Annotated in this window: 14 protein-coding genes and 1 other annotated feature; all 14 genes read right to left on the reverse strand. The window is 50.4% G+C overall.

Going from position 1 to position 14,862, the window contains the following annotated elements; genetic code table 11:
* Positions 1-2: 2 nt before the first annotated feature.
* On the reverse strand, positions 3-863 hold the full coding sequence (locus OIN60_RS02475; protein WP_305753302.1) for a M50 family metallopeptidase: 861 nt from the start codon (positions 861-863) through the stop codon (positions 3-5).
* Positions 856-1,698 (reverse strand): M23 family metallopeptidase, encoded by an 843-nt coding sequence (locus tag OIN60_RS02480; protein ID WP_305753303.1) that lies wholly within the window; start codon positions 1,696-1,698, stop codon positions 856-858. Before OIN60_RS02480 ends, OIN60_RS02475 begins: the two co-directional genes overlap by 8 nt.
* A gap of 159 nt (positions 1,699-1,857) precedes the next feature.
* Positions 1,858-2,652, reverse strand: coding sequence for a septum site-determining protein MinD (gene minD, locus OIN60_RS02485; RefSeq protein WP_305753304.1), 795 nt, complete (start codon positions 2,650-2,652; stop codon positions 1,858-1,860).
* A gap of 3 nt (positions 2,653-2,655) precedes the next feature.
* The gene (locus OIN60_RS02490; RefSeq protein WP_305753305.1) at positions 2,656-3,321 is read right to left on the reverse strand and encodes a septum site-determining protein MinC; all 666 of its coding nucleotides are present in this window, start codon (positions 3,319-3,321) and stop codon (positions 2,656-2,658) included.
* A 96-nt stretch (positions 3,322-3,417) separates the two neighbouring features.
* Positions 3,418-3,948, reverse strand: a complete 531-nt coding sequence (mreD, locus tag OIN60_RS02495) for a rod shape-determining protein MreD (RefSeq protein ID WP_305753306.1) — start codon at positions 3,946-3,948, stop codon at positions 3,418-3,420.
* Positions 3,948-4,775: a rod shape-determining protein MreC gene (gene mreC / locus OIN60_RS02500; protein ID WP_370872354.1), complete on the reverse strand. Its 828-nt coding sequence runs from the start codon at positions 4,773-4,775 to the stop codon at positions 3,948-3,950. The genes mreD and mreC overlap by 1 nt, the downstream gene beginning before the upstream one ends.
* A gap of 52 nt (positions 4,776-4,827) precedes the next feature.
* A complete protein-coding gene (locus tag OIN60_RS02505; protein ID WP_305753307.1) occupies positions 4,828-5,862 on the reverse strand; it encodes a rod shape-determining protein in 1,035 nt (344 codons plus the stop codon).
* A 150-nt stretch (positions 5,863-6,012) separates the two neighbouring features.
* Complete coding sequence (gene radC / locus OIN60_RS02510; protein ID WP_305753308.1) at positions 6,013-6,702, reverse strand: RadC family protein; 690 nt, start codon at positions 6,700-6,702, stop codon at positions 6,013-6,015.
* Positions 6,703-6,715: 13 nt separating this feature from the next.
* Entirely contained in the window at positions 6,716-7,324 is a 609-nt protein-coding gene (locus tag OIN60_RS02515; RefSeq protein WP_305753309.1) for a Maf family protein, read from the reverse strand.
* A 23-nt stretch (positions 7,325-7,347) separates the two neighbouring features.
* Positions 7,348-7,590, reverse strand: a complete 243-nt coding sequence (locus tag OIN60_RS02520; RefSeq protein ID WP_305753310.1) for a DUF4321 domain-containing protein — start codon at positions 7,588-7,590, stop codon at positions 7,348-7,350.
* A 120-nt stretch (positions 7,591-7,710) separates the two neighbouring features.
* Positions 7,711-8,817: an SPOR domain-containing protein gene (locus OIN60_RS02525; RefSeq protein WP_305753311.1), complete on the reverse strand. Its 1,107-nt coding sequence runs from the start codon at positions 8,815-8,817 to the stop codon at positions 7,711-7,713.
* Between the two features lie 141 nt (positions 8,818-8,958).
* Positions 8,959-10,350 (reverse strand): UDP-N-acetylmuramate--L-alanine ligase, encoded by a 1,392-nt coding sequence (gene murC / locus OIN60_RS02530; protein ID WP_370872353.1) that lies wholly within the window; start codon positions 10,348-10,350, stop codon positions 8,959-8,961.
* A 4-nt stretch (positions 10,351-10,354) separates the two neighbouring features.
* On the reverse strand, positions 10,355-11,731 hold the full coding sequence (locus OIN60_RS02535; RefSeq protein ID WP_305753367.1) for a bifunctional folylpolyglutamate synthase/dihydrofolate synthase: 1,377 nt from the start codon (positions 11,729-11,731) through the stop codon (positions 10,355-10,357).
* 31 nt (positions 11,732-11,762) lie between these two features.
* Positions 11,763-14,429, reverse strand: a complete 2,667-nt coding sequence (locus OIN60_RS02540) for a valine--tRNA ligase (RefSeq protein WP_305753313.1) — start codon at positions 14,427-14,429, stop codon at positions 11,763-11,765.
* Between the two features lie 69 nt (positions 14,430-14,498).
* Positions 14,499-14,758: a binding site (T-box leader), on the reverse strand.
* Positions 14,759-14,862: the final 104 nt, after the last annotated feature.

The raw sequence follows: 14,862 nt of genomic DNA on the forward strand, positions 1-14,862 counted from the left end.
CTTCACGTTCCCCCTCCGTTTGGTTTGAAGTAGGACCGGATAATTCGCTGCTCCGGCAGAACGGCTATAATTTTACCGTGTTCATTCATTACATATATAATATGATACCTGTCTCTCCTAAACAGACGCAATATCGAATCCAAATGTTTCACCGGAAGCGAGAATATAGGAACAGCAAAATTTCCCTGAACTGCCTGCTGATAGAAAAGAGCATCCCTCCCCAGCAAAAAACGGACGAACCGATATGGAATATTACGATAATCGACCAGATTGGAATACAGCAGAAAAATGCCAACAGCCAGCATATTTAACTGCAGTCCTCCGGTATTCAGCCACACCGGAAGAGCCGCGTAAAGACAAAATAAGGCGCTGAACAAAATACTCGTCCGCAGGGTCCACAAAAGCGTCAAATGATAGGGGAGCCGCAGACTCAGCAGGGCCTGTACAATTTTACCTCCGTCCAGTGGAAGCACCGGAAGCAGGTTGAATAAAGCAATGATCATATTGCCGTTAATCGCATAGATCACAAATTCATTGTTTACCCAATGAAAGCGGTCCAGAAACATAAGGACTAGAATCATCCATACATTTTGTAGAGGGCCTGCCAACGCAATGATGATTTCCTTCCACGCAGGCATACAGCCCCGATCTTCCAAGACCGCCACGCCTCCAAAGGGCAGCAGTTGAATCGAAACCACCCTGACTCCAAGCAGAAACGCTGCTGCGGCATGTCCAAGCTCATGGATAAATACGATAGCAAACAGCGTAATCAGCTCAATAAATTGTCCGGTGAACACCGATGCCAGCATAATTAATACAAAGAGGGGATGGAGAGCGAGCGTTACGCCGCGAATGTTAATCAAAGGATACCACTTCCGCAGGATCAATGTAGCGGTCGTCCTGCTTGACGGCAAAGTACAAGGTGGCCGGCTCTTCGCTTTCCCGAACGGCAATAAGCCCGATCGCCTCCCCCTTCTGAACCCAATCATCCACCTGTAGCTGCGTCCCTGTCACTTTTCCATATACGGCGGTAAGTCCGCCAGTATGCCTAATCACGACAGTCGTTCCGTTCTGGGGATGATGTGTAACCTCCAGAACACGGCCCGCCTCAATGCTCTTGACCTCTACTGGCTTTGTCCCATCCCGGTCTGGAACGATTTCAATCCCCTTAAGGCTTACTGCAAAGCTCTGAACAACCGTACCTGTCAGCGGCGCAGCCGGAGGACCTGATGCATTCACCTGCTTTGAGCCTGTCTCCTCTTCTCCAAAGGCAGGCAGAAAGGACGGTGCCCCTCCAAAATGAGCTTTATACCACTCCGCTGCAGCGGTCATATCCATGTCACGATTGAGCGTATCCGCAATAAACAGCCTGGATTCAGCCGTATAGGGTATGTCCCAACGGAACATAGCCCAAACAGCGCCAAACAATATGCAACTGATCATCAGACGCCGCCTTAATGAGACGAAAAAAGAAGGCCCGTGCTCTTCCCTGAAAGCGGAGTGCATACGCTCACGCTCTTTTTTCCAGACCAGCTCCGGATCCTGCTCGGCACTCTGCGGCAACTCCATATCTCCTGGCGGTTCTACGATTCTGCCTGTCCAATGACGATCGGCGGCCGGCGTCGAAGGTGTTCTCATTTCGATCAGCCGTTGGATTCGTTCTTCCCTTCGCTGCTTAATCCCTGATTTTCTGTCCATATCCAGCCCCCCAACGAGGTTTCTTTGCTACTATGTATATGAGGACGGGCATTGGCTTATGTTGAACTTACTTCCTTCTGAAAAAAAAGAAAAGCCGGTGCCAAAGGCCCCGGTTAAAACAAAAGGATAGCTATACGATTAAGAGTGGTACGAGGGCTTTCAGCCTATGCCGAGAAATTTCTTGAACCGGGTCAGCACACCCTGCTTTTGGTCCAACTGCATCAACGGGATCGTATCGCCCAGGATACGTCTTGCAATATTGCGGTACGCAATCGCAGCCTGTGAATCGGGATTCATGACCGTGGGTTCCCCCGTGTTCGCGGCCTTGATCACCAGTTCATCATCCGGTACAATACCGACCAAATCAATATTTAACACCTGGAGTATGCCATCAATATCCAGCATATCCCCTGACTTAACCATGCTGTTGCGAATACGGTTCACAATCAGCTTCGGTGAAGCAACATGAGAGCTCTCAAGCAGACCGATTACTCGGTCGGCATCCCTCACTGCCGCATTTTCCGGTGTCGTAACGACGATCGCCTGATCCGCACCTGCTATGGCGTTCTTGAAGCCCTGCTCGATGCCTGCCGGACAGTCAATAATGATATATTCAAATTCCTTCTTCAATTCAAGGATAATATCCTTCACCTGTTCAGGCGAGACGGCATTTTTGTCTTTGGTCTGCGCCGCAGGCAGCATATACAGCTCGTCAAAACGCTTGTCCTTCACCAAAGCCTGGCTCAATCGGCAGCGTCCTTCCGCGACGTCGACCAAATCATAAATAATCCGGTTTTCCAGCCCCATCACAACATCCAGATTGCGCAGCCCGATGTCGGTATCCACCAGACATACTTTTTTACCGAGCAACGCCAGAGCGGTCCCTATATTGGCTGACGTCGTCGTTTTACCAACGCCGCCTTTCCCTGAAGTGACGACTATAGCCTCTCCCATGTGCTACACTCCTTTAAACACATTAAATTCCCGGCGAAGTCGGCCTATATTGCTCATTTTATCGATCTGCATGGTGCCCTCCTGCAAATACGCAAATTCTATACCGGCCTCGCGTGTTTCCCATTCGTCCGGCGGGCGGCTGATTACATCGGATATCCGGAGCTGTGTCGGGGAGAAGTAGGAAGCGGCTATTATCGCATTCCTGTTACCTTCGTTACCCGCATGAGCCATTCCGCGTAATGCGCCCAGAACAAATATATCGCCCGTACAAGTTATCGTTCCGCCAGGATTGACATCTCCCAGAAAAAGCAGATTTCCGTCATGATGGAGCACCTGCCCTGACCTGATCATGCCAGTAACCGTGTAAATGCTTTCCTTCTTCTCTTCCGTGTCAGGTCTATGACTAGGCGGCTCAACGGAACGGATGAGAAGATTCCCTTTTTGCTTTAATATATCAAGCAGAAGCTCCTTCTGCTCGCTGACGATTTTGCGACTTCCCAGTTTAATATCCACGTGCACGATCGGTCCGGTTAAAATATTCTGGTGAGTATATTCCACTTTGTAGCGCAGTTCTTCGAGCAGTTCCTCAAATTCACACTGATCGTCCAGCAGGAATACCAGGCCGTCTTTGATGCCTTTAATCGTAACAAGATTCGATTTTACTACCATTAGCCTGTACCTCCTATCCAATCATTTCGTGTCGGAACGTCAAAATCCTGCTAATCCGTGGAAAATTCGTCGTCCACCTAGCTTGAACATCCAATTTCAGACGGCTTCTTCCTTTTTTGCCCGTTTTTCCAACCGTTCCAGTTGCTTTCGTACCGGGACATAAATAATAAGGGCAAAAACAAAATGTAGAAACAAGTCGGGGACCATATATTCCACCAGTGCCCAATCAAAGGTTTGATGGTTCAATTGGAACAGATTATAGATGCCGAAGATGGTCGAGTCGAGCAGTAGGCTCCCCAGCAGTACCACACTCATCATAACTGGCATCAACGCGCGCGGTGAATAAAAAACCAATCCCATCACATAAGCGGACAATCCCATCGCGAAGGAGTAAGCCCCGATCATGGACCCGTAAAAAACAACGTCATGCAGCAGCCCGAAAACAAGGCCCAGCACCAATGCGGCATGACGGCTGTAATAGACTGCCACAAAAAGGATCACTACAAAAACGAGGTTCGGAGAAAATCGTAGCTGCCATGCATCCGGAATAAGCCAGGGAAGAACCGTATCCTCCATAATAAACAAAACAAACAGCAGCAGAATCAGAACTTGACCGCGCATCCGCATTATTCCTGCACCTCTGGCGTAAATACAACAAATAGTTCCTTCCAGTCTGTAAAATTGGCGGCAGGCTCAATAATCGCCGTCCTCGTCTGTCCGTATTCACTCACCCGAATTTCCTTAACTTTACCAATGAGCAGATATTTAGGGAATTTCCCGCCGGACCCGGAAGTCATAATTTGATCCCCCACCTTAATCGGATCATCCTCTTCAATCCTGCTCATTTCGAAGGTTCTATCTTCCGCATTATAATTTTCCAGCACGCCGAACGATTTTTCCTTGCCGACCACGGTAACCGCGATTCCATTAGAAGTGGGATCTTTAGCATCCATAGAGGTCAAAAGCTTGACCGTTGAACTAAAATTGCTTGCATTGCTGATGGTGCCGACGAGCCCGTCTATGGATCTGACCGCCATTCCCGGCTTGATCCCGTCTTTGGAGCCGATGTCGATCACCAACGTTTTATCCGTCGGATCTCCACTCACACTGACGACCTGGGCGATCCGGTTCTCATATTTATACTTATTCCGCTGGGTTTCCGTAAAATTCAGAGCCTCTTCGAGCCGGGTATTCTCTTCCTCCAGGCCGCTAAAGCGTACCTTATCCGCATGGTACTGGGCCGCAGCAATCTTCAGCCGCTCGTTCTCCTCATAGATATCCTTCATGTTGCCGATATCTTCAAAGAAGCCCGCTATCAATGCAGCGGGCTTGTAAAAAATACGCTGTACAAAACCGGTCGTATCTCGGACAAATTTCTCAGGCCAGGACAGGGATTCCCGCTGTCCAAGCGTAAATCCCATCAAGGCTATGAACATTACGATGCCGATCAACAGAATAAAAAGCCTTTTGTTACCTAGCAGCTTAAACAGTTGTTACACCCCCGTCTCAGCGTTTGGAGCGGACTGCTGAGCTGCTGCGCGATTTGAATAAATGAATATTTTCCAGCGCCTTGCCCGTACCAATCGCTACGCAATCCAGCGGATTCTCTGCAACGATGACCGGCATTCCCGTTTCATCGGCCAGCAACTTGTCCAGATTACGCAGCAGCGCTCCTCCGCCTGTCAATACAATCCCCCTGTCCATAATGTCAGCCGCCAATTCCGGTGGACATTTCTCAAGCGTAACCTTAACAGCGTCAACAATCGCATTCACCGTATCGGACAGAGCTTCACTAATCTCATCGGAGGTAATTGTAATGGTTTTTGGCAGTCCGGTTACGAGATCACGGCCGCGGATTTCCATCGTTTCCACCTGCTCCAGCGACATAGCGGAGCCGATTTCCATTTTAAGCTGCTCTGAAGTGCGCTCACCAATCATCAGATTATACTGGCGCTTAATGTATTGAATGATAGACTCGTCCATTTCGTCCCCTGCGACACGAACAGAGCGGCTTGTTACGATGCCTCCAAGGGAGATAACGGCTACCTCAGTCGTGCCTCCGCCGATATCTACAACCATGCTGCCTGTCGGCTCCCATACGGGAAGATCAGCACCGATCGCTGCCGCAAACGGTTCTTCAATCGTGTAAGCCTCGCGTGCTCCCGCCTGTTTTGTAGCATCCTCAACCGCACGCTGCTCCACTGCAGTAATGCCGGAAGGGACGCATACCATTACATTAGGGTGACGGGGGAAAAATGAACGCTGCTTTTGCGCCTGACGGATAAAATACTTGATCATCGTAGCCGTCGTGTCAAAATCCGCAATCACGCCATCCTTCATCGGACGAATGGCTCGGATATTGCCTGGAGTCCGGCCAATCATTTTCTTGGCCGATTCCCCTACCGCTTCAATGCTCTTAGTATCCGTACGAAGCGCGACCACGGAAGGCTCTCTTACCACAATACCTCTGCCGCGTACATAAACCAATGTATTCGCCGTCCCCAAATCAATTCCCAAGTCCTTAGTAAATCCACCAAACATGATGTAATCTCCTTTTCTATTCCCTCAAATTCTCTTACCTTGGTGTAATATCCAGGCCTTAACGGCCATTATTTTCATTATCAAATTAAGAATACGAACATTACATAACATAAATTCGTCGGATTCTGCTAAAATCCTCAACACATTATATTATATAAGCCCTTGCTCCTTCAAACTTACGTATTTCCCGTCACCAATCACAATGTGATCAAGCACGTCAATTCCAACAATATTCCCCGCTTCAATCAGACGGCGGGTCAACTGGATATCCTCGGTGCTCGGTGACGGATCACCGCTTGGATGATTGTGAGCGCATATGATGGAAGCACTGCTGCACTTGATAGCAGCCCTGAATACTTCCCTTGGGTGCACTACGGCCGCATTCAAGCTTCCAATGGATAACGTTTCCCGGGCAATAACATGATTTTTCGTATTGAGAAACAGACATACAAAATGTTCCTTCTGTAAATACCTGAGCTGCTCGGATAGCAAATCCGCGACATCGCGCGGACTTTTGATGACGGGCGACTCCATATGCCGCGCCAGAGCCAGCCGCCGTCCAAGCTCTATACCTGCCTTTAACTGGACTGCCTTAGCCAGACCGATTCCCTTGATTTGCGTAAGCTCCGTTACACTTAAATCTACAAGCTGTCGCATGCTGCCCGCTGCCTGAAGAACCCTTTGGGCTACATGCAGTGCGGATTCGTTGCGGGTTCCTGTGCGCAGCAAAATTGCCAGCAGTTCAGCATTGCTTACGGCTTCCGGCCCATACTGAAGCATTCGTTCTCTAGGTCTGTCCTCATGGGGGATATCGCGAAGCATGAAGATTTGCGACTCCATTATTCCTTCCCCTTTACGGGCGCAGCACGCGAATTCCAAAACCGGACAGCATGTCCGAAAGCAATGAAAGCGGCAGCCCCACTACGTTAAAATAACAACCCTGAATTCCTTCAATCAACGTTGCGCCAAGTCCCTGAATAGCATATGCGCCCGCTTTGTCCGCAGGCTCCCCTGTCTCAACATATGCAGCAATCGTCTTAGCGTCAAGCGGTTTCATAGTCACGGCAGTTTCACGGAAGCCGACACGTTGCCCATCGTTCCCTGTATGTATGCAAGCCACTCCCGTAAACACCCGGTGCGTTCTGCCCTGCAGTGACGTAATCATTCTCACCGCATCCTCCACGTTATCCGGCTTTCCCAACACTTTACCGTCCAGTACCACGATGGTATCGCTGCCGATAATCAAGGCGTTATCATACTGCTCCCTAACGGCTTGCGCTACAGCATCAGCCTTGCGCAAAGCGAGTGTCTCCACAATTTTCTCGGGACTCCAGCCTGCCTGTACGGATTCATCGGCATGGCTTGGCACAACCTCAAACGGAAGCTGCAAAGATGCAAGCAGTTCCTTCCTCCGTGGAGAGGTCGATGCCAGTATAAGCGTAGGCGTACGTGTCTCTTCCACGAGCAAAGCTCCTTTTTCAGTAATTAAAGCCTGCGGTACAGCCAAACAGCGGCAATGATGCCGATCAGGCTGAGCAGGCTCATCTGCAATTGAACGGTTATATTATAACTTATAATATCCAGGTCAGCCCGCGGCGACCATGATATAGCGGTGGCGCGGGTAAGAAAGGACAATCCGCTGAAAGACTGTAGGGCCTTGGCAATCCAAGCACCGATAAGCCAGCCCAGCAATATGAACAATGTAAGCACTCCAACATTCTTCTTCATCTTGACCTACCTCGCCATTTTTTGACACCTTCATATTATACGGTGATTTCCTGTTCAATACAAACAGAAATCCAGCAGGGGGAACTATTTCCAGATCCCTGCCGGATGGCTGATGAATGCTTATTGTTTCAGGAATTCAAGTAACTGCTGCTGCAGACGGACATACTCCATCATCATGGATTGAATCTCCCACAGATGCTCCTTGGAACTGTTTTTATTAAACTCGGCAAGAGCCGTTATCGCACCATTCATAGACCTGTCGAGCCCAGCAGACATCGTTCTTCCCTCCAGAGGCAGACCTTGCGTCAATGTAGCGATGTCCTTCATCCATTGCTGATGAAGTGTGTTCAGCGCTGTCATGTCCGATTCAGAAACGGTCTGGAGCTGGTCATCACTCAGCATAGAGGCAGACATATGACATAGCCGCTGAATCAGTTCTGTGCTCGTTGTGAAATAGGTAAGAAGCGTGTCCCCGCTGCCGTTATAGAAGGCTTGGTCCAGGGCAGGCAGACGCATCTCCCGCACATACAGATCCATCCCACTGCCCTTCAGACGGCTGCCGAGCAGCTTCGCTTCCTCCCTGTCCGAAGATATGCCCGCATATACACGGTAGCTGTCCGAAGGATCCGTCCCTGCGGCTGTTCCTGCCTGCAACAGTTCTGCCTTGGCCTGCTCGGCGCTCTCCGGCGTACTGAATACCCCGTATTGCAGCATATAAAAGCTCTGTGCGGGGATGTCCGCTGTAATTAAAGAGACGGATTGCGCACCGTTTGTTTGCCCATCATTCCCTACGGTCGTCTGAGACCATGCAGGAAGGGAAGGGGGATCGGCATTTCCAGGCGCCTGGAACAAATAAAGCACAATATAGCCAAAGATCCCTCCGGTCATCAGAGCGCTGGCCACGGACCCGAATAACTTCCAGCCAGAGGGGCCTTTCCGCTTCGGAGGCGCAGCCCCTGGTCTTTTATCCCAGTAGCCTGGGGCAGACCATGATGCCGCTGATGTACCAAACGGGTCCTGCCACTCCTCTGCAACATAGTAATCCTCAATCGCATCGGCCGACTTCCTCTGCTCGCTGCTATCTACAGCATGCAATCGGGATGTATCGAAAGCGCCTTCGTCGGAAAGAGGGTGTTCCGTATTTGACGGATTTCGTCCCCCATTAGGTTTGCCGCTGATCCCTCTGCCTTCCTGATCGAACCGGAATGTCATTTTCGCTTTGTTCACTCCGCACACTCCCTTGTCCCTTACTGCCTACAATTCAGATGTATGAAAGAGGAACGTGCGTTATGCAGAAGCTTTTCCACGAAATATCAATCCAACAAAAAAGTGCCCCAGGTCTATGGACCTATTGGGACACCTTCTCAATCATTTATCATCAGACGTTCTTTCCTTCAGCTTGCGGGCAAGAGCCGCACCAGCCTTCCAGATATCCCCTGCCCCCATCGTCAGGACAAGGTCTCCAGGCTGCAACCGCTCGCTGATCCGCTCAATAACTGCTTCTTTGGTCGGAATATACGCCGTATTGCCGTTGCTGTTCTTAACAATTAATTCAACCAGCTTGGAGGAATGAACTCCCTTAATCTCTTGTTCACCAGCCGGCGAATAGATGTCCGTAATAATGACTTCATCCGCTTCACTGAAGGCGCGGCTGAATGCATCCAACAGAAAGAACGTCCTGGTGTAGCGCTGGGGCTGGAATACCGCGATAATCCGCTTGCCCGTCGCCTTGGCCGCGCTGATGGTTGCTTCAATTTCCGTAGGGTGGTGGGCATAATCATCGATCACCAAAATGCCATCAGCCTCCCCAAGCACCTGAAAGCGGCGTTTCGCACCGCTGAATTCCAAGATGGCCTCCGCAATTTGCTCAAATTCCAGCCCCGCCTCCACACATGCAATGACTGTAGCCATGGAGTTGTAAACATTATGCTTGCCTGGAACAGCCAGACGGATCACTCCCAAAGGAACTCCATCTTTATTCAGGGTAAACGAAGACTGGCGATCGCCCAATTGAATGTCGGTAGCCGCATAATCCGCAGGCCGATCAATGCCGTAAGTGGTCACTTTGCAGGACAGCTTGGGCAAAATCTCCTGGATATTCTCGTCATCGGCACAAACGACAGCCGTGCCTTCAGGACGAATCTGGCTCAAAAACTGAACATAAGCACTCTTCAAACGGTTAAAGTCCCCGTCATAATTTTCAAGATGGTCGGCTTCGATATTTGTCACGATCCCAACCCATGGATGGTACTGCAGAAATGAACCGTCGCTCTCATCGGCCTCTGCCACCACGCAGTCACCTTCGCCTGCTTTGGCATTCGTTCCCACATTCATAATCTCTCCGCCGATGATGTAAGTAGGGTCAGCCCCGCATTTCTCCATAACCAGAGCGATCATGGATGAGGTTGTTGTTTTGCCATGCGCTCCCGCTACGGCCACCCCTTTGCGCTCGTTCAACAGCCTTGCCAGCATTTGCGAACGGTGCAATGTAGGGATATTCAACTGTTCTGCCGCCATACGCTCCACATTGTCCTTGGGCAAAGCCGTAGAATAAACAACCAGGTCCGCCCCCTGAACATGCTCCGCCGTATGGCCAATGTATATTTTGGCGCCTTTAGCCGCCAGTTTTTCCGTTAATTCCTGTGAAGCTACATCCGACCCCGTTACCGTATAGCCCATTTCCAGCATAACACGTGCAATGGCACTCATCCCGTAACCGCCGATACCGATAAAATGTACATGTTCCGTAGTATTTAACAAGATCTCACCAACCTTTTTCCGAATCGCTTTGATGCAAAAGGGCCGCGCGCACATCAGATATTAGATACAATGTGCCAGAAACTACCCCCAGATCCTCCGCTTCCGTGCGGGACTTCAGCAGCGCCAGAGCCTTCCTCCAGTCCTGTTCCACGATGACTTCCACATGTTCTTTAGCATAGGACGGCCGGAGCTTCTCCACGATCCCTGCCATTTCGGCTGCATCCATTTTGCGACGGAAATCGGGTTCGGTCAGGATAAGCGTATCCACTAGTGGCAGTATATGCTTCAAGTATGCTTCGTGATGCTTGTTTGCAAGCATGCCCATCATTAAAATCAACTTCCGGTAACGGTAGAGCGAAGGCAAACTCTTAGCCAGCGACTCCGCGCCTTCGGGATTATGCGCACCGTCAATCACGATCTGCGGACTGCCGGGCATCTGCTCAAGCCGCCCTGCCCAGCGGGCGTTCTGGAATCCGATCAGCAAATCCTCATCATCCAGTACAAACGCCAAATACTGCCGCATCACTTCCAGCGTCATCATGGCTCCCGCAGCGTTGGCGCACTGGTGCTCACCCAACAGGCTGAGGCTGATTTCCAGTTCCCGGAAAGGGCCGCGGAATACGAAAGTCTGTCCGTGCTCATCCCCTCCGGAGGACTCATAGGCAAACTGCTCACCAACCAGATACACCGCTGCACGCTTCCCTGCCGCAGTCTGCTTAATGACTGACATCGCCTCAGGCTGGGTTACACAACTGACAACAGGTACGCCCGGTTTGATAATGCCCGCTTTTTCCGCTGCGATCTGTTCCAGCGTATCCCCCAAAATATCGGTATGATCATATCCGACATTGGTAATAACCGATACAATTGGAGTAACAATATTGGTAACATCCATCCTTCCCCCTAGCCCCGTCTCCCATACCACTACATCGGGAAAAGTAACGGTAGCGTAATAGAGAATGGCCAGAGCTGTCGACACCTCAAACATCGTAGGCGAGCCCAGCTCTGATGCCGCAATCTCCGCTACAAGCGGGTGCAGCCTGTTAGCCAGTTCGAGCAGTGTTTCTTCCGGTATATCCTCGCCGTTAAATTGAAAACGGTTCGTGAATTTGGTGATATAAGGGGATGTAAATGTCCCTACATCATACCCGGACTGCAGCAGTACAGACGTCAGCATGGCGCAGGTCGAACCTTTTCCGTTCGTTCCCGCGACATGCACGAATTTCAAGTGACGGTGCGGCTCGCCCAGCAGGATCATCAGCCGTTCGATCCGCTCCAACCCCGGCCGGATCCCGAAAGGAATCAGGCCATTAATCCATTCCACCGCTTCGTTGTATGTTTGTAAAGGACCCGCAGCTGCGGTCCCGCGCAAATCCGACATGTTCTTCACCTTCAGGTCGATAGATTTCATATTAGCCCTTGAGCTCTTGAATGCGGGCTATAACCTTATCGCGTTTGTCTGTATAGTCGGCCTGCTTCGCTCGTTCCTCTTCAATGACCTTGGCAGGTGCTTTCGCCACGAACCCTTCGTTAGCCAGCTTCTTCTCCACCCGCTGCACTTCGCTGTTTAAATACTGCAGCTCTTTCTCAAGTCTGGTGATCTCCTGATCAATGTCCAGCAGCCCCGCCAGCGGAAGAAACAATTCAGCGCCTGTAATTACTGCCGCCATTGCTTTTTCCGGTACAGGGGTACTTAGCCCCACTTCAAATTCCGAGGTGTTGCAGAAGCGGCGCACATAATCACTGTTGCGGGTCAGAATATCCAGATACGTCTGGTCGCCCGCCTTGATCAGCAGTTCTATCTTCTTGCTCATCGGCACGTTCACTTCCGCGCGGATGTTGCGAACGGCACGGATCGCATCCATCAGCAGGTTCATTTCAGCTACCGCTTCGCTGTTTTCAAATGCTGGATCATAGACCGGCCAAGAAGCGAGCGTGATCGTCTCTCCTTCATGCGGCAGATGCTGCCAGATTTCTTCCGAAATGAAAGGCATAAACGGATGAATCATGCGCAGTGTACGATCCAGCACGTAGGAAAGCACGGACTGTGTCTTCTTTTTGGCCGCGGCATCTTCACCATAGAGAGACAGCTTGGAAAATTCAATATACCAATCGCAAAGATCATCCCAGATAAAGTTATACAGCAATCGACCTGTTTCGCCAAATTCATAAGCATCTATTAGACGCGTAATATCACGTGAAGTTTCGTTCAGGCGATGAAGAATCCAACGATCCGCCGTGCTGAGCTCACCTGTGATATCAATATCGGTAACGGTAACCCCATCCAGATTCATCAACGCAAAGCGGGAAGCGTTCCAAATTTTATTCGCGAAATTCCGAGCTTGTTCAACACGTTCCTCGCGGAAACGGAGATCCTGCCCCGGCGTGCTGCCCGTAGCTACCATATAACGCATGGCGTCCGCTCCGTAAGTATCAATGACCTCCAGCGGATCAACCCCGTTGCCGAGAGATTTGGACATTTTGCGACCATCCGCAGCTCGGATCAGTCCGTGAATCAGGACATCCTTGAACGGAATCTCTCCCGTAAACTCAAGGGCGGTGAAAATCATGCGGGATACCCAGAAGCCGATGATATCATAACCTGTTACCAGCACATCGGTTGGATAGTAGCGCTGGAGGTCTTCCGTATTCTCAGGCCAGCCCAACGTGGAAAACGGCCACAGAGCGGAACTGAACCAGGTGTCGAGCACATCTTCGTCCTGTTTAAGGTTTCTGCCCGCATATTCTGGCAGGGTTGTAGGATCTTCGGCAGATACGATGATCTCACCGGTATCTTCGTCATACCATGCTGGGATGCGGTGTCCCCACCATAGCTGGCGTGAAATACACCAATCCCGTACATTCTCAATCCAGTGCATGTAGATTTTTTCAAACCGGTCTGGAACGAAGTTAACGCCATCTCCGCTCTTTTGCGCTTTAATGGCCGTATCCCCCAGTGGCTGCATTTTAACGAACCACTGCGTGGACAGGTACGGCTCTACAACCGCATTGGTACGCTCGCTGTGTCCCACCTGGTGAACATGGTCTTCAATACGATGCAGCACGCCCAGCTCTTTCAGATCCGCTACGATCTGCTTGCGACAGTCGCTGCGGTCAAGACCTTGATATTTTCCGGCTTCGGCGTTCATCTTGCCGTCTTCATCCATAACGGTAATTTGAGGCAGATTATGGCGTTGTCCCATTTCAAAGTCGTTCGGATCGTGTGCAGGGGTAATTTTAACCGCTCCACTGCCGAATTCCTTGTCAACATAATCGTCAGCAATAATTGGAATCTCGCGACCGATGATCGGAAGAATCAGCATCTTGCCAATCATGTCCTTGTACCGCTCATCTTCTGGATGAACAGCAACGGCGGTATCCCCAAGCATCGTCTCCGGACGGGTGGTCGCCACAGTAATATGTCCGCTTCCGTCCTTCAAAGGATACTGCAGATGATACAGGTGGCCGTTCACTTCCTTATATTCCACTTCGATATCCGACAGGGCTGTGCGCGCTACCGGGTCCCAGTTGATAATACGCTTGCCGCGGTAGATCAGACCCTTCTCATAAAGCTTGACGAAAACGGTCCGTACCGCTTTCGAAAGACCTTCATCCAACGTAAAACGCTCGCGGGAATAGTCCATTGAAAAACCCATTTTTTCCCATTGTTTGTGAATGTTATCAAGATAAAGCTCTTTCCATTCCCATACTCTCTCCAGGAATTTCTCCCTGCCCAGATCATAACGGCTGAGCCCTTCTTCACGCAGCTTCTGTTCCACTTTAGTCTGTGTAGCAATCCCGGCGTGATCGGCACCTGGAAGCCACAGTGCGTCATAGCCCTGCATCCGCTTCACACGGATAATGATATCCTGCAGCGTGAAATCGAGCGCATGCCCCATATGAAGCATTCCAGTTACATTCGGAGGAGGAATAACAATGGTAAAAGGCTCCGCTTCCGGAACACGTCCCGCGCGGAAATATCCGTTCTCCATCCAGGCTTTATACCATTTCTGTTCTGCCGCTTTCGGATCGTACGTCGTCGGCATTTCCAAGATTGTTTTGTTCATTTGCTCTGACATGTTCCCTGACCTCCATGATTGGTTTTGGTACTGGTCGTTTTTTCTGGACATAAAAAAAACCCATCATCCTCAAAGGACGAAAGGCTGTTCTTTCGCGGTACCACCTTTGTTTCACACGCATATCCCGCCCGAAAACGGCATAAACTGTGACACTCATGCGGATAACGGCCGCTCTCCGGCCTTGTTCTACTAATGGTCCTCACAATGGACCTGTTCAAACAGGCGACTCCCGGGCGACTTCGGCTAGCTGGTTCCTGCGGAATCTTCCAGCGCTACAATTCCGCTCTCTGAAGGGCATACTGCCTACTCTTCCCGTTCAATGTCTTTCATATAAAGTTCCCTTAAACCGATATATCACATAATAACTTGCCTGACCTTCTTAGTCAACCGTCGCAACGTACAATTTGTGACATATATGCATTAGGGTATCCCC

This window comes from Paenibacillus zeirhizosphaerae (assembly GCF_030705605.1).
Classification (GTDB): domain Bacteria; phylum Bacillota; class Bacilli; order Paenibacillales; family Paenibacillaceae; genus Paenibacillus; species Paenibacillus zeirhizosphaerae.

What these genes read in the sequence shown, in the direction of transcription:
- OIN60_RS02520 (WP_305753310.1), bottom strand. Translation starts at nt 7,590, where the DNA reads ATGAAGAAGAATGTTGGAGTGCTTACATTGTTCATATTGCTGGGCTGG.
- OIN60_RS02505 (WP_305753307.1), bottom strand. Translation starts at nt 5,862, where the DNA reads ATGTTTGGTGGATTTACTAAGGACTTGGGAATTGATTTGGGGACGGCG.
- OIN60_RS02535 (WP_305753367.1), bottom strand. Translation starts at nt 11,731, where the DNA reads ATGTCGGATTTGCGCGGGACCGCAGCTGCGGGTCCTTTACAAACATAC.
- OIN60_RS02480 (WP_305753303.1), bottom strand. Translation starts at nt 1,698, where the DNA reads ATGGACAGAAAATCAGGGATTAAGCAGCGAAGGGAAGAACGAATCCAA.
- mreD (WP_305753306.1), bottom strand. Translation starts at nt 3,948, where the DNA reads ATGCGGATGCGCGGTCAAGTTCTGATTCTGCTGCTGTTTGTTTTGTTT.
- minD (WP_305753304.1), bottom strand. Translation starts at nt 2,652, where the DNA reads ATGGGAGAGGCTATAGTCGTCACTTCAGGGAAAGGCGGCGTTGGTAAA.
- radC (WP_305753308.1), bottom strand. Translation starts at nt 6,702, where the DNA reads ATGGAGTCGCAAATCTTCATGCTTCGCGATATCCCCCATGAGGACAGA.
- OIN60_RS02540 (WP_305753313.1), bottom strand. Translation starts at nt 14,429, where the DNA reads ATGTCAGAGCAAATGAACAAAACAATCTTGGAAATGCCGACGACGTAC.
- OIN60_RS02490 (WP_305753305.1), bottom strand. Translation starts at nt 3,321, where the DNA reads ATGGTAGTAAAATCGAATCTTGTTACGATTAAAGGCATCAAAGACGGC.